General features: G+C 70.1%; 22 protein-coding genes. 9 read left to right on the top strand and 13 right to left on the bottom strand.

Translation table 11 applies throughout. From position 1 onward, the window contains the following. Positions 1-282 precede the first annotated feature (282 nt). On the top strand, positions 283-801 hold the full coding sequence (locus tag YWW_RS37095) for an AAA family ATPase (RefSeq protein ID WP_211228700.1): 519 nt from the start codon (positions 283-285) through the stop codon (positions 799-801). Then, entirely contained in the window at positions 756-1,517 is a 762-nt protein-coding gene (locus YWW_RS37090; protein WP_211228699.1) for a DUF234 domain-containing protein, read from the top strand. The genes YWW_RS37095 and YWW_RS37090 overlap by 46 nt, the downstream gene beginning before the upstream one ends. A 217-nt stretch (positions 1,518-1,734) precedes the next feature. Here the strand turns inward: YWW_RS37090 and YWW_RS33160 are convergent, their stop codons facing one another. After that, a complete protein-coding gene (locus YWW_RS33160) occupies positions 1,735-2,034 on the bottom strand; it encodes a hypothetical protein (protein WP_051326326.1) in 300 nt (99 codons plus the stop codon). Positions 2,035-2,260: 226 nt separating this feature from the next. Between YWW_RS33160 and YWW_RS0125680 the strand changes: the two genes are divergently transcribed. Further along, positions 2,261-3,013 carry a phosphoglyceromutase gene (locus YWW_RS0125680; RefSeq protein WP_026932315.1) on the top strand — a complete coding sequence of 251 codons (753 nt, stop codon included), beginning with the start codon at positions 2,261-2,263 and terminating at the stop codon, positions 3,011-3,013. An 88-nt stretch (positions 3,014-3,101) separates the two neighbouring features. Here YWW_RS0125680 and YWW_RS0125670 read toward each other — a convergent pair whose 3' ends face one another. From YWW_RS0125670 to YWW_RS34585, 4 genes are all read right to left on the bottom strand, one after another. Next, positions 3,102-3,758 (bottom strand): ABC transporter ATP-binding protein, encoded by a 657-nt coding sequence (locus tag YWW_RS0125670; protein ID WP_026932314.1) that lies wholly within the window; start codon positions 3,756-3,758, stop codon positions 3,102-3,104. A 2-nt stretch (positions 3,759-3,760) separates the two neighbouring features. Beyond that, positions 3,761-5,086 (bottom strand): hypothetical protein, encoded by a 1,326-nt coding sequence (locus YWW_RS0125665; RefSeq protein ID WP_155830410.1) that lies wholly within the window; start codon positions 5,084-5,086, stop codon positions 3,761-3,763. After that, positions 5,083-6,063, bottom strand: coding sequence for a hypothetical protein (locus YWW_RS0125660; RefSeq protein WP_026932312.1), 981 nt, complete (start codon positions 6,061-6,063; stop codon positions 5,083-5,085). The genes YWW_RS0125665 and YWW_RS0125660 overlap by 4 nt, the downstream gene beginning before the upstream one ends. A gap of 177 nt (positions 6,064-6,240) precedes the next feature. Continuing rightward, entirely contained in the window at positions 6,241-6,603 is a 363-nt protein-coding gene (locus tag YWW_RS34585; protein WP_051326325.1) for a lactococcin 972 family bacteriocin, read from the bottom strand. Positions 6,604-7,242: 639 nt separating this feature from the next. On the opposite strand from YWW_RS34585, the gene YWW_RS0125650 reads away from it, so the two are divergent. The 3 genes from YWW_RS0125650 to YWW_RS0125640 all read left to right on the top strand — a co-directional run bounded on the left by YWW_RS0125650 (position 7,243) and on the right by YWW_RS0125640 (position 9,600). Beyond that, complete coding sequence (locus tag YWW_RS0125650) at positions 7,243-7,590, top strand: hypothetical protein (RefSeq protein ID WP_026932311.1); 348 nt, start codon at positions 7,243-7,245, stop codon at positions 7,588-7,590. Between the two features lie 64 nt (positions 7,591-7,654). Then, positions 7,655-8,917: a sensor histidine kinase gene (locus YWW_RS0125645; RefSeq protein ID WP_051326324.1), complete on the top strand. Its 1,263-nt coding sequence runs from the start codon at positions 7,655-7,657 to the stop codon at positions 8,915-8,917. Continuing rightward, on the top strand, positions 8,914-9,600 hold the full coding sequence (locus YWW_RS0125640; protein WP_026932309.1) for a response regulator transcription factor: 687 nt from the start codon (positions 8,914-8,916) through the stop codon (positions 9,598-9,600). The genes YWW_RS0125645 and YWW_RS0125640 overlap by 4 nt, the downstream gene beginning before the upstream one ends. A 34-nt stretch (positions 9,601-9,634) precedes the next feature. Here the strand turns inward: YWW_RS0125640 and YWW_RS33150 are convergent, their stop codons facing one another. The 6 genes from YWW_RS33150 to YWW_RS0125605 form a co-directional block, all read right to left on the bottom strand. Next, positions 9,635-10,861 carry a sulfotransferase family protein gene (locus YWW_RS33150; protein WP_051326323.1) on the bottom strand — a complete coding sequence of 409 codons (1,227 nt, stop codon included), beginning with the start codon at positions 10,859-10,861 and terminating at the stop codon, positions 9,635-9,637. A 151-nt stretch (positions 10,862-11,012) separates the two neighbouring features. Continuing rightward, positions 11,013-13,139 carry a right-handed parallel beta-helix repeat-containing protein gene (locus YWW_RS33145; RefSeq protein WP_051815523.1) on the bottom strand — a complete coding sequence of 709 codons (2,127 nt, stop codon included), beginning with the start codon at positions 13,137-13,139 and terminating at the stop codon, positions 11,013-11,015. Positions 13,140-13,174: 35 nt separating this feature from the next. Continuing rightward, positions 13,175-14,065, bottom strand: a complete 891-nt coding sequence (locus YWW_RS0125620; protein ID WP_026932308.1) for a carbohydrate ABC transporter permease — start codon at positions 14,063-14,065, stop codon at positions 13,175-13,177. After that, entirely contained in the window at positions 14,062-15,030 is a 969-nt protein-coding gene (locus YWW_RS0125615) for a carbohydrate ABC transporter permease (RefSeq protein ID WP_026932307.1), read from the bottom strand. The genes YWW_RS0125620 and YWW_RS0125615 overlap by 4 nt, the downstream gene beginning before the upstream one ends. A 17-nt stretch (positions 15,031-15,047) precedes the next feature. Continuing rightward, entirely contained in the window at positions 15,048-16,406 is a 1,359-nt protein-coding gene (locus tag YWW_RS0125610) for an ABC transporter substrate-binding protein (RefSeq protein ID WP_026932306.1), read from the bottom strand. Positions 16,407-16,446: 40 nt separating this feature from the next. Next, positions 16,447-18,033 carry a glycoside hydrolase family 13 protein gene (locus YWW_RS0125605; RefSeq protein ID WP_245595503.1) on the bottom strand — a complete coding sequence of 529 codons (1,587 nt, stop codon included), beginning with the start codon at positions 18,031-18,033 and terminating at the stop codon, positions 16,447-16,449. 252 nt (positions 18,034-18,285) lie between these two features. On the opposite strand from YWW_RS0125605, the gene YWW_RS0125600 reads away from it, so the two are divergent. From YWW_RS0125600 to YWW_RS0125590, 3 genes are all read left to right on the top strand, one after another. Then, positions 18,286-19,305: a LacI family DNA-binding transcriptional regulator gene (locus YWW_RS0125600; RefSeq protein WP_026932304.1), complete on the top strand. Its 1,020-nt coding sequence runs from the start codon at positions 18,286-18,288 to the stop codon at positions 19,303-19,305. Positions 19,306-19,391: 86 nt separating this feature from the next. Then, positions 19,392-20,261, top strand: a complete 870-nt coding sequence (locus YWW_RS0125595; RefSeq protein WP_026932303.1) for an ABC transporter ATP-binding protein — start codon at positions 19,392-19,394, stop codon at positions 20,259-20,261. After that, positions 20,258-21,442 (top strand): ABC transporter permease, encoded by a 1,185-nt coding sequence (locus YWW_RS0125590; RefSeq protein ID WP_051326321.1) that lies wholly within the window; start codon positions 20,258-20,260, stop codon positions 21,440-21,442. The genes YWW_RS0125595 and YWW_RS0125590 overlap by 4 nt, the downstream gene beginning before the upstream one ends. 57 nt (positions 21,443-21,499) lie before the next feature. On the opposite strand, the gene YWW_RS0125585 is transcribed toward YWW_RS0125590, so the two are convergent. Further along, a complete protein-coding gene (locus tag YWW_RS0125585) occupies positions 21,500-22,876 on the bottom strand; it encodes an NCS2 family permease (RefSeq protein WP_026932301.1) in 1,377 nt (458 codons plus the stop codon). Positions 22,877-23,234: 358 nt separating this feature from the next. Continuing rightward, a complete protein-coding gene (locus YWW_RS34580) occupies positions 23,235-23,981 on the bottom strand; it encodes a hypothetical protein (RefSeq protein WP_026932300.1) in 747 nt (248 codons plus the stop codon). Positions 23,982-24,101: the final 120 nt, after the last annotated feature.

The raw sequence follows: 24,101 nt of genomic DNA, 5'->3' as shown, positions 1-24,101 counted from the left end.
AACGCTTTTACGTAGATGATTTCTACGTAGTGAAATTCTACGTCAAAACGATCTACGTCAGGAAGTCAGATGGAGAGAAGTCCGTTTTTCGGTCGTCGCCTGGAGCTCAGGAGCCTGAGGCGGCGGCTCGAGGAGATCGAACGCTTCGGCGAAGGGCTGTCAGTGGCGATCCGAGGTCGTCGCCAGGTGGGGAAGTCACGTCTTGTAGAGCACTTCTGCCAGGCTTCGGGCCTTCCTTACGCCTTCTTCCAGGCAGACCAGGGCGGCAGCCCAGCGCAATCGATGATCGACCTGCGCGATGTCGTCCGGGACTCCGAGCTGCCCGGAGCCGACGGCCTGCCGCGAGCCAGACCGAGTAACTGGCACGAGACGTTCAAGCTCCTGTCGACGGCCATTCCAGACGACTCCCCCTCGATCCTCGTCATCGACGAGGTCCCGTGGCTCATCGAGCAGGACAGGCTCTTGGAAGGCGTCCTTCAGACCGAATGGGACCGCCGTCTCAGGAAGAAACCCGTGCTGCTGCTCCTCGTCGGCAGTGACCTCCACATGATGAAGACCTTCCTCGGATACGACCGGCCCTTCTACGGCCGTGCGACCTCGATGACGGTGCTGCCCCTCAATCCCGCCGAGACGGCGACGATCACCGGCCTGTCCGGCTCGGACGCGCTGGACGCGCACCTCATCACCGGCGGGTTCCCCGGCCTGTGCCGAACCTGGGCTCCGGGTCTGACCGCAGCCGAGTACGTCGCCGACCAGTGCGAATTCGCGGAAACCCGCTGTTCACCGTGGGCGCGGAGGTGATCGCCTCTGAGTTCCCCGCACCGCAGCAGACCCGGCGAGTCCTCGCCGCGATCGGCCACGGTTCACGAACTTTCAAGAACATCGCGACCGCAGCCGGTTCGGATCCGAATACGCCCGTCGCTTCCGGCTCTCTGACACCGATCCTGCACCGTCTGATCGAGAAGGAGGTGGTCGCGGCAGACGAACCGCTCTCCACGCGGCCGGGCAACGACGGTCGGCTCTACCGCATGGCGGACAGTTACCTGCGGTTGTATCTCTCCATCGTCGCCCGTATGCACGCCGAAGTCCGAAGAGGTCGTTCGGACCTGGCATTCGACCTGTTCCGTCGCCAATGGTCGAGTTGGAGAGGCCGCGCCGTCGAACCGCTGGTGCGTGAGGCGTTGCTGATGGCAGAAGCCGATGACGAGTTCCCCTGGCCTGAGGCGATGTGCGTCGGAGGCTGGTGGCCGCGAAATTTCAATCCCGAGATCGACCTGGTCGGCGCCGACCGAGAGCGGGTCGCCAAGCAGATCTTCTACACCGGTTCCATCAAGTGGCTGGGCACGCCGTTCGACCGCCGGGACTACGACAAGCTCGTGGTCGACTCGGCTCACGTTCCCGGCGTTGTACCGAGTGAGACCGGTCTGGCCGTCGTCAGCCTCTCGGGTGTGGCGGACGGAGTCGAAGCGGACCTGATCTGGGGTCCGGACGACCTGCTCCGGGCTTGGGCAGGTTGACCTGCCAAGACACTCGGCGGCGCCCGCCTCCGGCGACTGTGTAGACGGCATCTTGGCAGATGTGATCTACCAAGATCTGATCTGCCGAGTTCGGCGGAACGGCGCACGCGTCGAGGAGTGTCTCGGCGACGTGCCCGTGGTTCCGGTTCCCTCGTTCGGGCGGAGCGATGAGCCGAGGCGCCGAGCCCGATCCCCGAACCCGGCGCCTCGGGGCCTCTCAGTCGACCGTGCGACGGCCGAGCGTGTGGACCAGCGCGCCGACCAAGAGGTAGGCCAGCGCGGCCAGACCGTAGTTGATCAGCGCCTGGAGCTTCGCGTTGTCCGCTGTGAACATGTCGTGGAACAGCCAGGCGAACCAGTCGGCGATCGCTCCGATGAAGTCCACCAGCGGGTTGCCGGGGTTGGCCTCCAGGAGGATCAGCACGAGGTACACGAGGATGATCACCGCGATGGCGGTGAGGACGCCCGTCAGGATGCGGACCGCGAGCGGGTAGTAGCGGGTTCGATGCCAGGCCATGGTCGGCTCCTCATCTCGTGACTGCGGGGGGTGGATCGGTCGGGTGGCGGCCGATTGTCCGCAATCGTCGGTAGAAGGCATACCCAATCCGTACGGCGTTAATCACCGGATCTGTCGGCCGGGGGCGCCTGTGTCTGGTTCGGCGCGCTCGGGCCCGGAGCGACCTCGGCCACATCGTCCGGGCGAGGGGGCCCCGCTGCCTGCGGCGGGGCGGCAGGATAGGGGCATGACCGCTACTCTCGTGCTGCTTCGCCACGGCGAAAGCGAATGGAACGCCAAGAACCTGTTCACCGGTTGGGTCGACGCCAAGCTCTCGGCCGCCGGCGAGGACGAGGCCCGCCGCGGCGGGCGGCTGCTGGCCGAGGCCGAGCTGCTGCCCGACGTCGTCCACACCTCCCTGCTGCGCCGCGCCATCAACACCGCCGAGCTGGCGCTGAACGAGGCCGCCCGCTCCTGGATCCCCGTGCGCCGGTCCTGGCGGCTCAACGAGCGCCACTACGGCGCGCTCCAGGGCAAGAACAAGGCCCAGGTCCGCGAGGAGTTCGGCGAGGAGCAGTTCATGACCTGGCGCCGCTCCTACGACACCCCGCCGCCCGCCATCGCCGCCGACTCCGAGTTCTCGCAGGCCGACGATCCGCGCTACGCCCTGCTCGCGCCCGAGGTGCGGCCGCAGACCGAGTGCCTCAAGGACGTGCTCGAGCGGATGCTCCCGTACTGGTACGACGGCATCGTGCCCGACCTCAAGGACGGCAGGACAGTGCTCGTCGCCGCGCACGGCAACTCGCTGCGCGCGCTGGTCAAGCACCTCGACGGCGTCTCCGACGAGGAGATCGTGGGCCTGAACATCCCCACCGGGATGCCGCTGCGCTACGAGCTCGACGAGACGAGCCTCAAGCCGACCGTCCCCGGCGGCCGGTACCTCGACCCCGAGGCCGCGGCGGCCGCGGCGGCGGCCGTGGCGGCTCAGGGCAAGAAGTAGGCGCGGCTCCTCCGGCCTTCGGCGACGGAGGGCGAGCGCACGGCGGCCCGGCGCACGGCGCCGGGCCGTTTCGCGTCCCGGCCGGGGATCACGGCGTCCCGGCCGCCCCGGTCAGGGCGACCGCGCGCGAGCAGGCGCCGGCGACGACGTCGTCGTGCGTGGCGATGACGATGGTCTTGCCGGCCTTGTTGATCCGGCGGAGGAGGCCGAGCACGACGTCGCGGTTCTCGGCGTCCAGCGAGCCCGTCGGCTCGTCGGCGAGGACGATCTCGCAGGGTTTGAGCAGCAGCCGCGCCACGGCGACGCGCTGCTGCTCGCCGCCGGAGAGCGAGTAGACCCTGCGGTGCTCGGATCCGGGGAGGCCGACCTGCTCGAGGGCCTCGGCGATGCGCTGCCGCTTCGGCGTCCCCCGGTCGGCGTAGGTCAGGGCGATCTCGAGGTTGTGCGCGACCGTCTCGCTGTCGATGAGTGCGAAGTTCTGGAACAGGTACCCCAGTCTGCGGCGCAGGAAGCGGTTGGCGGCGCGGGTGCGCGGCTTGGGCGCCTTGGCGCCGAGGATGCGGACCTCGCCGCCGTCGGGGGCGTCCAGCAGGCCCAGCATGTTGAGCACAGTGGACTTCCCTGATCCGCTCGGACCGGTGAGGGCGATCATCTCCCCCGCGGGGATCCGCAGGTCGAAGCCGTCGAGGATCCGGCGGCCGCCGTATTGCTTCCGCACTCCCATGAGTTCAGAGTGGATGTTCACTGCTACAGCTCCTTCAATCGCTTGACCGCGTCCCGGCGTTCGACGACGCCGGCGGTCACGGCCACGAACAGCGCCTCGATCCCCAACGACACGGCGAGCACGGCCAGCAGTCTCGGCATCTGGGCGAACGGCTCGACCGCCGCTTCGAACTCGCCTCCGGAGTTCAGCTCCAGCACCACGACCGCGACGCCTGCGAAGAGGGCCTGGACCAGCCATGTCACGCCGAGGATCGTCAGCAGCTCCCGGTAGGTGCGCGCGAAGCCGATGCCGTGGAGCCTGCGGACGGTGAGCTTCCGGCGCAGCCGGTCGGAGGCGATGACCACCAGTGCCGCGTTCAGCGCCAGCATGACCAGCAGGGCGGCCACCGCGACCGCCGTGACCCACGCGATAGCGGTCTCCACGTCGCCGGCCTCGGTGAGCATGGCCTCGTGGGCGGTCACCAGATGCCGGAGGTTGTCGTCGAGGCCCAGATCCCGCAGGAGCGGGGCGAGCTCGGCGAGCGTGGCCGCGGGGTCGCCGTCGACCCGGACCTTCAAGGGGGTGTTCATGTCGCCGGTGATCGCGTTGATCCGGTCCAGCATCAGGGTGTTGGAGGGGGTCATGATCTCGACGATGGGGTCGGTGATCGTGTGCCCGCCTTCGGGGTTGACATTGGAGTTGAAGGAGAACACCTCCTGCCCCGAGGCCGTCCAGACGATGCGGACCTCCTGCTCGGCGAGCTCCTCGGGGACGGGCTCGCCGAAGATGCGCTCCTGCGCCTCCATCACCGACTGGAAGCCCTGGCCGCCGGTGCGCACGGACTGGAAGAGCTCCAACAGCTCCGCTTCGCGCGGCTTGTACTGCTCGGGCACGGCGACCACCCACGCCCGCTCGTCGTCGCCGAGCTCGATCGGGGCCCCGGACTCGTCCAGGATCGGGTACTGCGCGAGGTAGTTGGTGTTGACCCGGATCGGCGGCACCGGCCACGGCGAGGAGGGGTCGTCCGGCACCCCGGTCTCGTAGTTGACGGCGTCGACGAAGATCGCGCCGTCCGCCTCGAGCGCCGGGTAGAGGTCGCGCGCCTCGGCGATCTTCGTGGTGTGGCCTCCGATCTCCAGCTCCTCCTGGTCGTTGCCGATCGCATGGGGGTAGAAGACCGCGTAGTCCTGGACGTCCTCCCAGTCCTCGCTCAGCTCCCGCCGCTCCTCCAGGTCCGCCAGCTGCTGCCACACCACCACGGCCAGGGTGGCCAGCACCGCCCCGCAGACGGTCTTCACCAGCGCCGGCACCGCCATCGCCGCGCCGAGGCGGCGCCTCGGCCGCTCGGCGGTCCGCATCTGAGCGTTCAATCCAAACTCCCTTTGATGAGATCTGCGATTCGCACGCGGTGGATGACGACCAGCCCGGCCCCGAGCGTGGCCGCGAATCCGACCGCGGCCACTTCGGCCAGTCCGACGGCGACGGTGCGCACGAAGAACGCGTCGACGCCGGGGACGGCGACGGCGCAGGCGGCGCAGGCGGCCAGTCCGGCGGCGAGGGTCGCCAGTTGCAGGCGCCCGACGACGCGGTACCAGATCCGCGGCGAGGAGTGGCCCATCAGCCGCAGCACGCCGATCCGCTTGCCTTCGCGCAGCAGGATGAAGGCGGCGACGAGCGTGGCGGTGCCCGCGAGGATGTAGGCCAGGGCGTTCAGTCGGCCGTCGCCGCCGGCGGCGCTGTGGAGCAGGTCCGGCCTCAGGTCTTCGGGGCGGAGTTCGGTGGCCCCGGCCTCAACTAGTCGATTGTGGACGATGGAGAGGAAGCGCTCGGCGGCCTCGCCGTCGGGGGCCTCGACCACGTACCGGCCCGCGCTCGGCAACGACTCGAAGGCGTGGTGGAGCGGCGCGAACGTCAAATCGTAGCGGCCGCCCAGGACTTCGGGCACGCCGACGACGTCGGCTCCGCCGGCCGAGGAGACGGTCGCCGTGCCGGTCCGCGACTCGGTCCGGCTCAGCCAGCGTCCTTCGGCGAGGGTGAACTCGTCGAACAGGCCCGTGCCGTCCCGGCCCATGAGCACGTAGTGGGTGATGCGCTTGCGGCCCTCCGTCCAGTCGTCGACGGTCGTGCGCAGCACATTGGACTCGGTGGCCTCGGCCGCCTCGGTGAGGATCCGCAGCGCCGCCTCGGGGTCGGCCACGACGGGCTCGTCGGGCCAGACGAACTCGGTGCCGATCCGCTCGGCGGCGGTCCGGGTCTGCGATTCGCCTTCGAATGCCGCGTCCACGAGAAGGACCGCCGGTATCGCGAGAATGATTCCCGCGAAGAGGACGGAAAGTGTCAGTCGCACGAACGTTCGCAATCCTTATCGGGCACTGGGATGGGGCGGATCCGCTGGCACAGGGCTCGAATGCGGCCGCACGAGGGCGGAGGAGGCGCTCTTGTCGCTCGCCGGTATCGAGCCGGATGGTCCGGCTCGATACCGGCTTGATGGTATTCGCGTTGCGCCGCTAAGCCTTCATCAGACTCAGGCGTTGGGATTGTAGTAGGTGTAGCAGGTGTAGGCCCATCCGGCCGTGATGTTGGCCCTGGCCCAGTACCCCGCCGAGGCGTACCGCGTCTCGGTTCCGCCGGCCATGGCGGCGGTCGCGCTGTGGTAGTTGCTGTTGTGCTTGTAGTTCGAGTAGCACTCCTTGAGCAGGCCGTCGGGCTGCGTGCCCTGGCACCAGGTGCCGCCGCCGACGTTCGAGCAGGCCTGGTAGCCGAAGTCGCCTTCCGCCGGGGCCGCCTGAGCGGCGGTGGCGCCGCCGGCGATCATCATGACGGCCATTGAGGCGACCGCCGCCGCCCTGGAGGCGCGGACTTTGAGCGAGTGGATACGAGTGGTCAACGTTGTCTTCCTTCGGTCTTGAGGAGTCCGGCTTTCGAGGGCCCGCGTGCTCGCCGCGTCCGCTGCGCGGGGGCGGGGCCCGTCGGTCCCTGTGCGTCGTCTGAGTGGGGCGCCGTCACATGCGCCCTCGGTGCTGCCGCGTCTCTCGCTCCGCCGGCCCGGTCCTCACGACGGCCCTCGTCGGGCCGGTCGCCTCCGTCGTCGTCCGCTTCGGCCTCTCGGTGCGAAGGACCGAGCGGACCGATGGGGCGGTGAAGGCGTCGGGCTAGGATTCGCTTGAGGCCGCTGGCAATCGGGTTCTCCTTTCTGTCGCGGTCTCGCCGCGGCGCACGGCCGGTGGTGTAGGAGCTTCTGGTCGTGCGCCCTTGGCCTTCTTAAGCTATCGATGTCGACAATGGCCCGCAAGGCGCGCGTTCGGTTCCGAACATCGCCAGGGGCGCGGGGAGGCCGGGCCGCCCTCGGCGACCAGACCTCCCCGAACGCCCATCGCCACCGCGGGGAGCCCGGTCCGGTCGGCGGCGCGGGGTCGCCCGTTGTCATCTTCCTGGCACACACGGACCGCACTCGAGCTGTTACCGTTTGATTTGTCCCCAAAGGCACCGCCCTGCTCCTTACCACTCAAGTGAAGAGAGAAAGAGCGTGAACCTTCCCCCTTCGCACACCCCCACCGCGCTCGGCGCGACCGAGATCGAGCTGCTCAACTGCCTGATCGCGGCCCCCAGCCAGGAGGTCGCCGCCCAGTGGCTGGGGTATTCGCCGACGCACCTGCGCCGCCTCCTCAAGGACCTGCGGAACCGGTTCGCGGTCGACACGAACGCGCAGCTGATCGTCCTGGCATCGGTCAGCGGGGCGATCGACCCCGCCAAGGTCCTCCCGTTCCGGCACCTCGACCCCGCGGTTCCGGCGCGCCTGCCGGCCGGCGGGGAGGCGGTGCCCGAGGCGTCGGCCGCCGTCGCGGCGCAGGGCGAGCCCGAGAGGCTGGGTTAACGGAGGGTTACCGCGTGGCGGCCCGGCACTCGACGCCGGGCCGTTTCATGTTTAGGCTGGAAGCGTGCGTCATAACGATTCGAACCCCCCTCGCTCGGCGCTTCGCGGAAGCACCGGCCGGGCGCTCGCGGGCCTGGCCGCCGGCGCCGCCCTCGGCGCCGCCTCCACGGCCCTGGCCCTGATCAAGGGCCGCAGGGCGCCGCGGTACCACGGCGCGGCCGTCTCGCCGGACCGCCGCCCGTGGGCGGCCGCGATCGACCTGCTGCGCACCGGCGTGTGCCTGGTCGACGAGCAGAACCAGGTCCTGTACGCCAACACCGCCGCCCGCGGCCTCGGGCTCGTCGACGACGTCGAGATCACCTCGCTGACCCTGCGGGCGCTCCTGGCGCAGGCCAGGCGCTCGGGGCGCTTCCGCGACGCCGAGCTGGACGTGCCCGCGCCCGCGATGGGCGAGCCCTCGGCGGTGCGGGCGCGCATCACGCCGCTGGCCGACGGCGTGGCCGTCGTCGAGCTCCAGGACATCTCCGAGCTGCACCGCGTCGAGCGGGTGCGGCGCGACTTCGTCGCGAACATCAGCCACGAGCTGAAGACGCCGGTCGGGGCGATGCAGATCCTCGCCGAGGCGCTCAAGGACGCCGCCGAGGACCCCGACGCGGCGGCCCGCTTCGCCGACCGCATCCAGGCCGAGTCGGCGCGCATGACCCACCTCGTCACCGACCTGCTCGAGCTCTCGCGGCTCCAGGGCGCCGAGAAGCTGCCCGACCCCGAGCCGGTGTCGGTCGACCGGATCATCGCCGAGGCGCTCGACCAGACCCGGATCGGCGCCGAGACGAAGGGCATCGGCCTCAAGGTGAACGGCGTCACGGCGCTCGAGGTGCTCGGCACCGAGTCGCAGTTGGTGATGGCGGTGAAGAACCTCGTCGACAACGCCATCGCGTATTCACCTGAGAACACGACGGTCGAGGTGACCACCTCGCTGTGCCGACCGAACGGTTCGGTGGCCCGGTCGCAGACCGTCTGCATCGGGGTCCGCGACGAGGGGATCGGTATTCCCCCAGAGGAACTGGACCGGATCTTCGAGCGGTTCTACCGGGTGGACGCGGCGCGGTCGCGGGCCACCGGGGGCACCGGCCTGGGATTGGCTATTGTGAAGCACGTCGCGGTGAATCATGGGGGACGTGTCGAAGTGTCCAGTATGCCGGAATCTGGATCAATGTTTACCTTGATGTTGCCTGCGCGTTCCCTTCCGGCCGACGCCACGGCACCGGACTCGGCTGAAATCGACAGATCCGACGATGCTTTATCGCTAGGGAAGGTTGACCCGTGACCCGCGTTCTCGTAGTCGAAGACGAGGAATCGTTCTCCGACGCTTTGTCTTACATGCTCCGCAAGGAGGGCTTCGAGGTGTCGGTCGCCGCCGACGGCGACGCCGCCATCAAGGAGTACGAGCGCACGGGCGCCGACGTGGTCCTCCTCGACCTCATGCTGCCCGAGAAGTCCGGCACCGAGGTGTGCCGCGAGCTGCGGGCGAACTCGAACGTCCCGATCATCATGGTCACCGCCCGCGACTCCGAGGTCGACAAGGTGGTGGGCCTGGAGCTGGGCGCCGACGACTACATCACCAAGCCGTACTCCTCCCGGGAGTTGGTGGCCAGGATCAGGGCGGTGCTGCGCCGCTCGGCCGAGCCCGACGACCCGATCGTCACGGTCCTGGAGGCCGGGCCGGTGCGCATGGACGTCGACCGCCACACCGTCTCGGTCGGCGGCGGGGACGTCCAGCTGCCGCTCAAGGAGTTCGAGCTGCTGGAGATGCTGCTGCGCAACGCCGGGCGCGTGCTCACCCGCGGCCAGCTCATCGACCGGGTCTGGGGCGCGAACTACGTCGGCGACACCAAGACCCTCGACGTGCACGTCAAGCGCCTGCGCTCCAAGATCGAGCCCGAGCCGGGCAAGCCGCGGCACCTGGTGACGGTCCGGGGCCTGGGCTACAAGTTCGACCCGCACGCCTGAGCAGCGGAGGCCCCTGCGCGGCCCGCACCGCCGGTCACCTGAGAGCGCCGCGGATCCACGCCGGTGGAGCGGCGTTGAAGCCGTGCACCATCTGCACGTAGTCGCCGAACGCCTCGGTGATCTGGTCGTGCCCCTTGCCGTAGGCGGCCGCCTCGTACTCGTGGCGGCGGGTGGTGTCCCGCTTCGCGAAATGCTCGTCGAGCGACCGCTCGGAAGCCGGCCCCCAGGGGACGTCCAGCCGCTCGAACAGCGCCGGGATCGTGCTGTACGGGTCCGTGGTCAGCCAGTGGTAGGGCACGTCCACGATCCGCTCGCGCGGCAGGCCCGCCCGGGCGGTCCTCGCGGTCTCGATCCCCTCCACGAGGAGGTCGAGCCACAGGTCCCCGAGCTCGTGCAGGTCCACGGCCTCGGGCTTGAGATGCATCCGCCAGGTCGCCTCGTTCATCGAGCAGGTCGACCCGAACGCGGTGACCGGGTCCCGGTGGCACCACACGATCGTCGCGGTCGGGAAGACCTTGAAGATCTCCGGCAGATGCCACAGGTGCGCGGGCTGCTTCAGCACCCACCGCCGCCGGGGCCTGCCGTACTGGAGGACCTGGAGCACCCGCTTGAGGTACTCGTACCAGGGGACGGCGTCGGCGCCGTCGATCCACTTGCGATAACCGGGCAGCGGCGCCGAGCCCATGAAGAACCGGGTGGCGACCTCGGCGAAGAACGTCTCCTCGGGCTCGAACGCGCTGAGCGGGTGGATGTCCTTGAAGTAGGGCTCATAGCGGTACATCATCTTGATGACCTTCTCGATGCCCTTGGACTCCTTCTTCCAGTCCTCATAATGCGTTCTCGTCGAGACCAGCTCCGCCATGAGGGGCCCGCGGCAGCCCTCTGCCGCGGCCAGGAGCCGGTGCGTGACGGTGGTGGCGGTGCGGGGCAGGCCGAGGATGAAGATCGGGTCCTCGATCGGCTCGGCGCCGATCGCGGGTTCGGCGCGGTGCTGCGCGTCCACTTGGGCGACGTTCCGGAGCCTGGGGCCCACCTGCGAGTGCTCGGCGCTGAAGCGTCCCATCGCGGAGAGCCCGGGCTCGTCGTACATGGCGTTCAGCAGCTGCCGCAGCGCTTCGGCCTCGGGGCCTTCGGGGACCAGGCCGAACTCGCGCTCGCAATCGTCGAGAAGGCGGCGCCACAGCGCCTCGGGGTCGCGGCGGCGCTGGGTGAGGTTCAAGAGGCCGTTGGTCACTGCGAGGAGCGGGGTGGGGCGCGGCATGGCGGATCTCCTTGGGGCGGGGTGGACCACGCGAGACCGATGTCGGTCGCAGCAACGATGTTCGCACAGACGCGGCGAGAAGTGAAGCCGACGAGGCGAGCGGCCGCCGGGACGCGAGGGCCCCGGCGGCCGTCCTCGCCGGTGTGCCGCGTCAGAAGCCGGAGTTGCCCTCGCCGCGGACGACGTCGAATTCCGCGGGCGCGCTCAGACCGCCCGAGCCGGTCCCGCTGACGTCCACATCGGTGAAGGAGGCGGAGCCGGTCGCCTGGATCTCGATGCCCCAGGTGCCCGTGCCGTCGATGACGACGTCCTCGAACGTGACGTTCGTGATCTGCCGCTGCCAGCTCATCAGGATCCCCGCGTACGTGGAGTCGCGGACGACCATGTCGCGGACGGTGACCGGCGCGGTGATGTCCGAGGTGTCGGCGTAGATCCACAGCGCGCCGAACCGGCTGTTCCAGTTCGGCTCCAGGCCGCCGGCGCGCACGAGCGTGTTGCCTTCGATGAGGGTCTCGCCGCTGAACGGGACCGGGTCGAACCGCGTGCTGACGGCGATGCCCGCCGAGGCGGTCACGGTGTCGGCGATGAGGTTGCCGACGGCGCTGTTGCCGTGGCCGCCGTAGATCGCGATGCCGTTGGCGAGGTTCGGCGTCTGCACGGTGTTGTGCCGGAACGAGGAGTTCGAGACCGCGGTGCCGTTGGACCACATGGCGAGCGCGTCGTCGCCGGTGCCGCGTATGTGGCTCTGCTCGACGACGGTGTCGCTGGTGCCGCCGTTGAGGTGGATGCCGTCGGCGAAGGTGTTGCGGACGCGCACGCCGGTGACGGTCAGGCCGTCGGTGCCATTGTGGATCCACATGCCGACCTTGGCGTGCTCGATCCACACGTTCGACACCACCGAACCGGGGCCGAAGACGCCTTCGACGGCGGTGTCGGTGGTGATCTGGTCGTCGGGGTCGCGGTGGCGGACGTCGCCGTCGATCATGAGGTCGGCGATGGTGACGGTGCCGCCGGTCGGCTCGATGCCGCCGCGGCCGTCCGCGCCTTCGAGGACCGAGTGCCAGGGTCCGGCGCCGCGGACCTCGATGCCGTTCACCTGGATGCGCTCGGTGATCGTGAAGCGGCCTTCGCCGACCCAGACGCCGGTCCCGGCCGACTGGGCGGCGGCGACGGCCGAGCGGATCGCCGCGGTGTCGTCGGCCCCGTCGTCGGGGACGGCGCCGTGGTCGGCGATGTCCACCAGGCCGGCGGGTCGCGGCGACGGCGATCCGACCTGCTCGGTGTCGATCAGGTCGATGTCGTAGTGGGCGGCGGTCGAGGCGGCGTCCTTCTCCAGGCGCAGGACCGTCCCGGCCGGGAGCGGGTCGAGCAGCGTGCGGGTCTCGTCGAAGAACCGGTGCGCCAGCCCTTGGGACGGGTCGTTGGGGAACGGGTACTGGCCGTAGACCCAGCTGTAGGCGCTGGTCAGTTCGAGGTCGGTGTGCTTGCGCCCGTCGATGTAGAGGCCGAGCGGGGCGGTCAGGCCGCTCCCGTCGGCGGAGTCGGGAATGGAGTAGCGCAGGACCAGCGAGTTCGCGGGCTCGGTGAGGGTGAACTCGACGTACTCGCCGGTCTGGTCGAGGCGGACGGCCTGGCGGCCGGACGCCTCGGAGGCGACGGTGCGGTAGGTGCGGTCGGGGCCGAGCACGGTGGCGTTGGTGGCCGCGTCCTCGGCTTCGTACTCGGTGTACGGCAGCTCGGCGCCGCTGCCGCCCGGGTCGGGGTCGGGCCCGTCGTCGTCGGTGACGGTGATCCTGTCGAGGTTGACGTTGCCGGAGTCGGTGGAGTCGAAGCGGAGTGCCACGTCGCTGCCTCCGGCGGCGAGGTCGACCGGGGCCGTGACGGTGCCCCAGGCGTCCCAGCCGCCCGGCGAGGGCAGGGTCAGTTGGCGGGCCCTCGTCCCGTCGACGTACAGCGAGAGGGTCATGTCGACGCCGGTGCCGTTGGCGTAGCGCAGTTCGAGCTCGCCGGTTCCGGCCGAGGCGGCGGCGACGGTGAACGTCACCGCCGCCGAGCCCTTGTTGGCGTCGGTGAAGCCGCCGACGTAGCCCGAACCGGTGTAGCCGGCGTGCTCGGTCTCGACGGCCGCGCCGCCGGAGAGGGCCGCGTCCTCGGCTTCGTAGGCGCTGCTCGCGGCCTGCGCGGTGGAGATGCAGGCGGCGCCGACGGCGAGCGCGAGCACCGCCGAGAGGGTGAGCAGGCGTGGTCTGAGCGGGAGTGGTCTGGATGGGTGCGACATCGTCGTCGTCCTTTCGCAAGAGGTGTGGGCGGCGGTCAGCCTTTGATCGCGCCTCCGAGTCCGGCACCGGAGAGGAACATGCGCTGGAAGACCAGGAACAGCGCCACGGGAATGAGCGTCGAGATCGCCAGGGCGGCGAGGAAGACGTCGAGCTCGACGAACTGCTGGAGCGCGGGCAGGCGCACCGACAGCGGCTGGAGGTTCGGGTCGGGCAGCACCAGCATCGGCCACAGGAAGTCCTTCCAGGACGCGATGACGGCGAACACCGAGACGACGCCGATGATGGGGCGCGACATCGGCAGCACGATCGACCAGAACAGCCGGTAGGGGCCGGCGCCGTCGACGCGGGCGGCCTCGAAGACCTCCCTGGGGAGGTTGGAGAAGAACCGCTGCATCAACAGCACGTTGAACGCGTTGGCTCCGGCCGGCAGCCACACCGCCCAGAAGGAGTTGAGCAGCGAGGTCCCCAGCACCGGCGGGTCGAGCACGGTCAGGTAGAGCGGCACGAGCAGCACCACGGCCGGCACGAACAGCGTCGCGAGCACGATCCCGCTGAGCACCTTGCCGTACCGGGGGCGCAGGACCGCCAGCGCGTAGCCGGCGGTGGCGGCGACCAGGAGCTGGACGGCCCAGGCTCCGGCGGCGAGGGCGACGGTGTTGAAGAAGTACTTGTCGATCTCGACCCGGGTCCACGCCTCGGTCAGGTTCGCCAGGTCGAGACCGTTCGGCCACAGCGCGAGCGGTTGGCGCAGCGTGTCCTGTGTGGGCGTGACGGCGGACTTGGCGAGCCACAGCATCGGCCCGAGGCCGATCACGATGAGGGCCGCCAGGAGCGCGGCGTGAGCGGCGCGCGCGCTCCAGCGGACGCCGGGCCGCTTCCAGTCGGTGGGGGCGATGACCCCGCGGTCGGCTTGCCGGGTGCTCATGAGTTGCTCCAGGAGCGGGTGAGTCGGAAGTACAGCGCCGAGAACAGGGCCAGCACGATCGCCAGCATGAGGCTCAGGGCGGTGGCGGCGCCGTAGTCGCCGCCGAGCGAGTTGGTGAACGCGTAGCGGTAGATCAAGAGCAGCACGGTCACCGTCGAGTTCGCGGGCCCGCCGTCGGTGAACAGGAACGGCTCCAGGAAGACCTGGGCGGTGCCGATGATCTGGAGGATGAACGTGATGAGCAGGATGCCGCGCAGCTGCGGCAGCGTGATGTGCCAGATCTTGTGCCAGATGCCGGCGCCGTCGATCTCGGCGGCCTCGTACAGGCTCGGGTCGACGCCGGTGAGCGCGGCCAGGTAGATGATGATCGTGCCGCCGGCGGCGGCCCACGTGGCCTCGAGGACCAGGGCGGGCATGGCGATGTCGGCGTCCTGGAGCCAGGCGTAGGGGCCGAGGCCGACGTGGCCGAGGAGGGTGTTGAACACCCCTTCGGGCCCGGGGTCGTAGAAGACCTTCCACAGCAGGACGGCCACCACCGGCGGGACGACCACCGGGAGGTAGGCGAGGGCGCTGAACAGCCCTTTCATGCGCCGGACCTCGCTCATCAGCAGGGCCGCGACGAGCGGGATCGGGTAGCCGAAGAGGAGCGCCAGGAGCGCGAAGTAGAGGGTGTTCTTCACGGCCGTCCACAGCAGCGGGTCGGCCAGGACGGTCTGGAAGTTCTCCAGGCCGACGAAGCTCGGGTCGGTGACGAGGTTGGTCTGCTGGAAGCTCATCAGGATCGCCCGGCCGATGGGGAACCAGGAGAACACCCCGAAGATGATGAGCATCGGCAGCAGGAACACCAGCGTGTGGAGGCCGCCGCGGCGGGAGGAGCGGCGCGGCCCGCGCCGCCCGGGCCGGTCCGCGGTGCGCGGCACGGCCCGGGCGGCGGTCCGGGAGGAGTCGGTTCGAGTGGTCGCCATGGTCGTCTCGTCCCGGCTCAGGCGGCCGCGTCCATCGCGGCCTGGGCGTCGGCCTCGGCCTGCTCGAGCAGGGCGTCGACGTCGGCGCCCTCGTCGGTCAGGACGGTCTGGACGAGCGGGTCGAGCACCGCGTAGACCTCCTGGGTGGCGCGGACCGGTTCGGTCAGCAGCGTCTGGTCGAAGATCTGCTCGGTGTAGGGGGTCATCTGGTCGAGCGGGACGTTGACGTACTCCTCGACCCAGGCGAGGGACTCGTCGTAGGTGGCCTTGTCGAACACGGGCAGCTGCGGGGCGCCGACGGGCTGGCCGGAGTCGGCCAGGGCCTGGGCGTCGGCGACGGCGGCCGCTTCGACGGTGAGCTTCTCCATGTAGTAGAAGTCGATCCACTCGACGGCGGCGGCCTGCTGCTCGGCGTCGGCGTTCGGGCTGACCGCGGCGAGGGTGCCGCCGCCGAGGACGCCGGACTCGGCGCCTTCGAGCGGCAGGACGGTCAGGCCGTAGTCGTCGGGGTCGAGCGCGTTCTGGGTGAACAGGTTGCCGTAGTTGCCGCCGCCGGAGACGTACATGCCGATGCGGCCGGAGGCGAAGTCCTGGTTGATGGTGCCCCAGTCGTAGAGGAACTCGTCGCCCATGGAGTCGTCGTCCCAGCGCATCTGGCGGATCATGTCGATCGCCTCGCGCATCTCGGGGGTGTCGATGGTGGCGGTGGCGGTGTCGCCGTCGATGACCTCGGTGCGCCCGCCGAGGGCGTAGACCATGGTCGTCAGGATCCAGCCGCCGGTGTTGGCGTTGGTCATCATGGCGTAGCCGGTCTCGCCGGTGGCCTCGGCGATCTGGTCGGCGGCCGCGCGGATCTCGGCCCAGGTGGCGGGCGGGGCGTCGGGGTCGAGCCCGGCGGCCTCGAACAGGGTCCGGTTGTAGTGGAGCCCTTGGCCGTAGGCGGAGATCGGGACGGCCCACATGTTGCCATCGGCGTCGGATCCGGCCGCGGCGACGTTCGGGTTGAAGTCGCCCGCGTACGGCAGTTCGGCGGTGAGGGCGCTGATGTCGGCGATCTGGCCGCGTTCGATCAGGCCGCGCCCGTCGGTGAAGGGCGCGGTGAACACGGTCGGGAGGGTGCCGCCGGCGAGCTGCGCGGTGAAGGTGGTGGCCGTCCAGGTGTACTCCTGGGTCTCGACGTCGATGTCGGGGTTGGCCTCCTCGAACTGGGCGACGCGCTCGTTGAAGGCGTCGATGGCGCCCTGTTCGAGTCCGGCGTCGATGGCGACGGTGATGTCGGTGATGCCGTCGTCGTCCTCGGATTCCGAGCAGGCGGCGAGGCCGGCGGCGGTGATGGCCGCGGCCGCCGTCGCGGCGATGATGCGAGAGGGTTTCATTGCTTGCTCCTTGTTCGGTGTTGAAGGGATCGGTCCGCCGTCAGGTCCGCAGCCAGGCGGCGGCCTCGCCGGGCAGGCGGTCGCCTTGGATCTCGGCGCTGCCGATGAGCACCGCGGCGTGGTCGGGCAGGTCTACTGGGGCGTCGCCGAAGTTGACGACGCAGGTGAGGTCCTCGCCGCGGCGGAAGGCGAGCACGCCCGGCTCGGACTCGCGCCAGGCGAAGTCGGTGCCGCGCAGCGCCGCCTCGGTGCGGCGCAGGCGCAGGGCCTCGCGGTAGAGCGACAGCGTCGAGGCGGGGTCGCCCTGCTGGGCTTCGACGGCGTGGGAGCCCCAGTCGGCCGGCTGCGGCAGCCAGGGTTCGGCCGCGGTGCCGCTGAAGCCGTGGTTCGGGCCGGTGCGGGTCCACGGGAGGGGGACGCGGCAGCCGTCGCGGCCGGGGTCGGTGCCGCCGGAGCGGTGGTGCATGGGGTCCTGCCTGGCGCCCTCGGGCAGGTCCTCGACTTCGGGGAGACCGAGCTCGTCGCCCTGGTAGATGTAGAGGACGCCGGGCAGGGCGGCGGTGAGCAGGGCGGCGGCGCGGGCCCGCCTCCGGCCGAGGGCGAGGTCGGTGGGGACGCCGAAGCGTTTGGCGGCGAAGTCGAAGGAGGTGTCCTCGCGGCCGTAGCGGGTGACCGGTCTGGTGATGTCGTGGTTGGACAGGACCCAGGTGGGCGGGGCGTCGACGCCGCGGTGGGCCTCGAAGGTGGTCGTGATCGAGGAGCGGATCGCCTCGCAGGCCCACGGGGCGGTCATGAAGTCGAAGTTGAACGCCATGTGCATCTCGTCGTCGCGCAGGTAGCGGACGAAGCGTTCGGTCTCGGGGAGCCAGACCTCGCCGATGAGCACGCGGGGCTCGGGGTAGGAGTCGGCGATCTTGCGCCAGCGCCGGTAGACGTCGTGGACCTCGTCGCGATCGAGGTGGGGGTGGGTGCCGGGCTCGTGGTGCTCGGCGAGCTCGGGGAGCTCGGGGTCCTTGGCGAGCATGGAGGCCGAGTCGATCCGCACGCCGGCGGCGCCGCGGTCGTACCAGAAGCGCAGGACGGCCTCGTGCTCGGCCATGACCTCGGGGTGGTTCCAGTTGAGGTCGGGCTGCTCGGAGGCGAACAGGTGGAGGTACCACTGGCCGGGGGTGCCGTCGGGGCCCGCGGTGCGGGTCCAGGTGGGGCCGGAGAAGCTGGAGGTCCAGGCGGTGGGGGCGATCTCGCCGGACTCGCCGAGGCCGTCGCGGAACCAGAAGCGGTCGCGGGCCGGGTCGCCGGGCTCGGCGGCGAGGGCCTCGACGAACCAGGGGTGCTCGGCGGAGACGTGGTTGGGGACGATGTCGACGATGGTGCGGATGCCGAGCGCGGCCGCGTCGGCGATGAGCCGCTCGGCGTCGGCGAGGGTGCCGAAGGCCGGGTCGATCGCGCGGTAGTCGGCCACGTCGTAGCCGCCGTCGGCCTGCGGCGAGCGGTACCAGGGGGTGAACCACAGGGCGTCGACGCCGAGCTCGGCGAGGTAGGGCAGGCGCGAGCGGACGCCTTCGAGGTCGCCGGTGCCGTCGCCGTTCGCGTCGGCGAAGCTGCGCGGGTAGACCTGGTAGATCACCGCGCCCCTCCACCAGGCGGGGGTCGGCTCGTCTGCTTCGTTTCGAGGGCCCGAATGCACCGTCACTCCGTTCTTGTTCGCTCGCCGCACGGGGGTTGAGGGGCCCACGGCACGGCAAAGATGCTGCACATGCTAGGTTTAGCGCTATACCTTAGACGGAAAGCATAGAGTGAGCTGTCAGACTTGTCAACACCGGGTTCCCGACACCGCGAGCCGGAGCGTCCGCCCCGACCACCCCGAGAGGAGCCGCGCGTGCGCGTCACGCTGAAGGACATCGCCGCCGAGGCCGGCGTCAGCCCCATGACCGTGTCCAATGTGATCAACGGGAAGCGGGCGCGGGTCTCCCAGGCCACCATCGACCGGATCCTGCGGATCGTCGAGCAGCGCGGCTACGTGCCCAGCGCCTCCGCCCGCAGCCTCGCCGCTCGCTCCTCGCGGATCATCGGCCTGCTCGTCCCCGCCGCCGGCGAGGACAGCCTGACCATCAGCCCGCACACCGTCGAGATCATCGGCGTGCTCGAACGCGAGCTGCGCAAGCACGACTACCACCTGATGCTGCGCGGCATCGCCCGCCTCGACGAAGTCGCCGAGGCGCTGCGCTCGTGGAACCTCGACGGCGCGGTCCTCCTGGGATTCCAGGACGTCGAGATCGACCGGCTCGGCCCCGCGGTCGTCGGCCGCGTCGCCCTGGTGGCCATGGATAGCTACTCGGAGAACCCGCTCGCCCTGGGCGTGCGCTCGGACGACTTCACCGGCGCCGAACTGGCGGCGCGCCACCTGCTGGAACTGGGGCACCGCCGCATCGCCTTCGCCGGGCCCGCCTTCTTCGAGACCGGCGTGGTCCGCCAGCGCTACGAGGGCTTCCGCAGCGCCTTCGCCGAGGCCGGGGCGCCGTGGGAGGGCGCGATGGTCTCGGCGGTGGAGACCACCCACGCCGCCGGGCGCGAGTTCGGCCGCCTGCTGGCCGTCGAGCACCCCGAGGTCACCGCGGTCTTCGCGACCGCCGACATCCTCGCCATCGGCGTCATGGAGGGCCTGGCCGAGGCGGGGCGCGCCGTGCCCGGCGAGGTGTCCGTCATCGGCTACGACGACCTCGACATAGCAACGTACGTCACACCGAAACTGACGACCGTGGCGCAGGACATACCCGCGAAGGCGGCCGTGGCGGTCCGGCTGCTGCTGGGCCAGATCACCCGCGAAGAGCACCCCGACGCGGCCATCACGCTGGGAGCCACCCTGATCGAACGCGGCACCACGGCGAGGCCGAGGTGAGCGTCGTTCTTGGGAAGGATCCGGATCGGAACGGAATCCTTCCCGTGGCGGACGTCCGGCGCCACGGGCCGCTTTAAGGTGAACGCATGCTCGAAATCAAGGACCTCAAGAAGAGGTTCGGCGATACCGTTGCCCTCGATGGGGTGTCGCTGTCAGCCGAACCGGGCGAAGTGGTCGGCTTCGTCGGCGCCAACGGCGCCGGCAAGACCACGACCATGCGCATCGCCATGGGCGTGCTCGCCGGCGACGCCGGCGAGATCGTCTACAACGGCGCCGAACTCGGCGTCGAACAGCGGCGGCGCTTCGGCTACATGCCCTCCGAACGCGGCCTGTACCCCAAGATGAAGGTCGGCGACCAGATCGCCTACTTCGGGGAGCTGCACGGCATGAGCCGCGCCGACGCCAGGCGGTCGGCCGCCGAGCTGCTCGAGCAGCTCAACCTCACCGAGCGGATCGGCGACAACGTGCAGGACCTCTCGCTGGGCAACCAGCAGCGCGTCCAGTTGGCCGTCTCGCTCGTGCACGACCCCGAGGTGCTCATCCTCGACGAGCCGTTCTCCGGGCTCGACCCGATCGCCGTCGACGTCATGGGCACCGCCCTGCGGGACCGCGCCGCCGCCGGAGCGCCGGTCATCTTCTCCAGCCACCAGCTCGACCTCGTCGAGCGGCTGTGCGACTCGGTCGTCATCATCGGCGCCGGGAGGATCATCGCCTCCGGGACGGTCGCCGAGCTCAAGGCGCGCGAGGTCAAGCAGCTGCGCGTCAGGGTCGACACCGACCAGGACCTGGGCGCCTCGCTGCCGGGGCAGGTGCGGCACGACGGCGAGGACTACCTCGTCGAAGGCGCCGACGACCAGGAGGTGCTGCGGATCGCCGCCGCGGCGGGCCGCGTCACCCACTTCGCGTACGACCAGCCCACCATCGCCGAGATCTTCCGAGAGGCCGTGACGAGATGAGCGCCCAGAACGACACGTCCAAGTTCCGCGGCCTGATGCTCGTCGCGGGCCGGGAGATCCGCGTCCGCGGCCTGTCCAAGGCCAACCTCATCAGCCTCGTCGTCACCGTCGTCATCGTCGGCGTGCTCGCCGCGCTGCCGTCGATCATCGGCGGCGACGACGGCCCCACCGAGGTCGGCCTCGCCGGCGAGAGCGCCCCCGCCATGGAGGCCCAGCTCGACGCCATGGGCGGCTTCGACATCACCTCGTACGACAGCGTCGACGAGGCCGAGCAGGCGGTCACCGACGGCGAGGTCGAGGCCGCCGTCGCCGACGGCGCACTCTACAGCGAGGGCGCGGCCAGCACCGAACTCCAGGCCCAGCTCGACGCCGCCTGGCAGGCCGCGGGCGTGCAGACCGGGCTGGCCGACGCCGGGCTCTCGGACGAACAGATCCAGCAGGCGTTGACCGTGGAGCCGCTGGAGACCGTGTCGCTGTCCGAAGAGCACGACATCGGCGGACCGCTCGACTACTTCACCGGCCTGATCATCTCCATCATGATGTTCATGATGCTCATGACGCCGGTCCAGTACATCGCCATGGGCGTCGTCGAGGAGAAGTCCAGCCGCATCGTCGAGATCCTGCTGACCAGCCTCAAGCCGTGGCAGCTGCTCGGCGGCAAGGTGATCGGGCTCGGCGTCATCTCGCTGGTCAACCTGATCGCGATGGTCGCCGTGGGTCTCGGCGTGGCGGCCGGCTCGGGCCTGCTGGCCGATTTGCCGGAGGGCACGGCCTCGGCGGCGCTCTCGTCGATCGGCTGGTGGTTCATCGCCTTCGCGCTCTTCGGCACCCTCGCCGGCGGCGTCGGCTCGCTGGTCTCGCGCCAGGAGGACGCCGGTTCGGTGCTGACGCCGCTGATCATGGCGCTGACGGTCAGCTACGTGGGGGCGATCTTCCTGCTGAACGCGCCGACCAGCGCGTTCGCGCGGATCCTGTCGATCGTGCCGCCGTTCTCAGGGATCGCGATGCCGACCCGCATGGCGATCGCCGACGTTCCCGTGTGGGAGATCGCGCTGGCGCTCGGCCTGCTGGCCGCCGCCGCGGTCGGGGCGCTCGTCCTGGGCGCGACGCTGTACAAGCGCAGTGTTCTCTACACCGGTTCGCGGCTCAAGCTCGCCGACGCGCTCAAGCGCGCCGCATAGCGCGAACGGCGAAGCGGCCCGGCACCGTTCGGTGCCGGGCCGCTTCGCGTCCGGGGCTCATTCGTTGAGGAAGAAGAAGTATCCGAGGAAGACCACCATGAGCACGTAGACGATCGGGTGGACTTCCCGCCAGCGGCCCTTGGCGATCATCGCGAGCGGGTAGAAGACCAGGCCGAGCGCGATGCCGTTCGAGATCGAGTAGGTCAGCGGCATCGCGATCACGGTCAGGAACGCCGGGATCGCGAACTCCATCCGGTCCCAGTCGATGCCGCCGAGCTGCTTCGCCATGAGCACGCCGACCACGACCAGCGCGGGGGCGGTCACCGCGGGGTTGTTCGCCACGAGCCCGAACACCGGGAAGGCCACGAGCGAGACCAGGAACCAGCCCGCCGTGGTGACGGCGGTGAGGCCGGTGCGCCCGCCGACCGACACGCCCGCGGTCGACTCGACATAGGACGTGGTCGTGGAGGTGCCGAGGATCGCGCCGCCCATCGTGGCGACCGAGTCGGCGGCCAGGGCGCGCCCGGCGCGCGGGAGCCTGCCGTCCCTGAGCATCCCGGCCTGCCCGGCGACGGCGAAGAGGGTTCCGGCGGTGTCGAAGAAGTCGACGAACAGCATCGTGAGGACCACGATGATCATCTCGGTGGTGAAGGCGTGCTCGAAGCCGGTGAAGGCCGCCCCGAACGCGTCGAGGTTCGGCGAGCCGATCTCGGAGAGGTCGAAGTCGACGACGCCGGTGGCCAGGCCGACCGCGAGCGTGGCGAGCATGCCGTAGAACACGCCGCCCTTCCAGCCCAGGACCACGAACACCGCGGTGACGGCCAGACCGAACAGGGTGAGCAGGACCGGACCGGAGGTGAAGTCGCCGAGGGCGACGAGCGTGGCCTCGTCGGGGACGACGATCTCGCCGCCCTTGAGGCCGATGAAGGCGATGAACAGGCCGATGCCCGCTCCGATGGCGAGCTTCATCTGCGCCGGGATCGCGTTGACGATCGTCTCGCGGACGCCGGTGACGGCGAGGATGAAGAACAGGACGCCCGAGACGAGCGTCCCGGTCAGGGCGGTCTGCCAGGGGATGCCCATGCCGACGACGACGCTGAACGCGAAGAAGGCGTTGAGCCCCATGCCGGGCGCGAGCGCGATCGGGTACCTGGCCCACAGGCCCATGACGAGACAGCCGAGCGCCGCGGCGAGGGCGGTGGCGGTGAAGATCGCGCCGGGGTCGGGTGCGGCCTCGGGGCCGAGGATGTCGGCGATCCCGAAACTGAGGATGCCGGGGTTGGCGGCGAGGATGTAGGCCATCGCCAGGAAGGTCGTGGTGCCGGCGAGGACCTCGCGCTTCCAGGTGGTGCGGTGCTCGCTGAGGCGGAAGTAACGGTCGATCGGGCCGGAGGCGGCGGGGCCGTCCTGCGTTTCGGTCGATTCGGTTGCCATCGGTGGGCGTCTCCAGGGAACGGTGCGGATGCCGGGCAGCTGGCACCGCGGAGTGGCGGTGGACAGGGGCTCTGCGCTGAACCCGCCGGTAATCTACCGCGCCGGGAGACTGGGCGGCGAATGGGCGAACGCCGCTCGGCGGGGCGGTGAGATGAAGATGACGCCCCGGAACCAAGGGGGGACGGTTCCGGGGCGCGGAGGGTCGAGCCCCCGGTGGCAGGATTCCGGGGGCTCGACAAGGACCGCACCGTCAAGCAGCGGGCGGTAGTCCTGGGATCGCTTCCCTGAGACAGTTGCTAAACGCGGGAGCGCTTCACAGGGTTGCATAACGGTTGAATAACGGACCTTTGGTGGCGCTCTACCAGTTCTCGGCCGCGCGGCGGCGCCGCATCACGACGAACAGCACGACACCGGCGGCGGCCAGGGCGGCGGCCGAGACGAGGGCGACGGTCAGCGGAGTGCCGGTGGCCGGCAGGGTGGAGCCGGCCGGCGTGGTGGAGACTTCTCCGCCGGGCGAAGTGGTCCCGTCGGTGGGGCTTTCACCGCCGGGCGTGGGAGTCTCGTCGCCGGGCGTGGGGCTCTCGTCGCCGGGCGTGGGGCTCTCGTCGCCGGGCGTGGGAACCCCGCTGCCCGGGGCCTCTTCGCCCGGACAGGTGTGGGTCAGGTTGAACTTGGCGCCATGGTCGGGGTCCTCGACGTCGGCAGTGGCGGAGACGAGCGTCCAACCGGCCGGCGTGATGATGAAGGCCTTGTTGTCCCCCTGGCCGTCGACGACCCCGCCGTCGTCAGTGGTGTTGAGCGTGTGGCTCGCGCCCGAGGCGTCCTCGAAGGTGGCCTGGACCTCGATGAAGTTGCCCTCGGCCCCCGCCGCCGCCGGAAGCACGAACACCCAGCCGTCCTCGTCGACGGCGATGTCGTCGGGCACCTGGTCGCAGTTGTTCGGGCCGAAGCCGGCAGCCGTGGTCGGCACGTTGCCCGGGTTGATCGGAATGCTCTCGACCGCGGCGCTCGCCGGCGCGGCGAACGCCAGCGCGCCGATGAGCCCGGCGGCGCCCGCCAGACCCAGGGCACCGATCGTCTTGGAGGCTTGCTGTTTGAAAGTCACGTCTCAGTTCTCCGTAGTCGTTCTGCCGTTGGATTGAACGTGCCGGGTTCACAGTTGGGCAATACCTTCACGCGCCCCGGTCCCGCGAAGTTGCATTGTAATTTCGCGACATGCCGGGGT

The organism is Glycomyces tenuis DSM 44171, from assembly GCF_000427885.1.
GTDB classification, from domain to species: Bacteria; Actinomycetota; Actinomycetes; order Mycobacteriales; family Micromonosporaceae; genus Glycomyces; species Glycomyces tenuis.
This window is presented reverse-complemented; position numbering and strand designations above follow the sequence as displayed.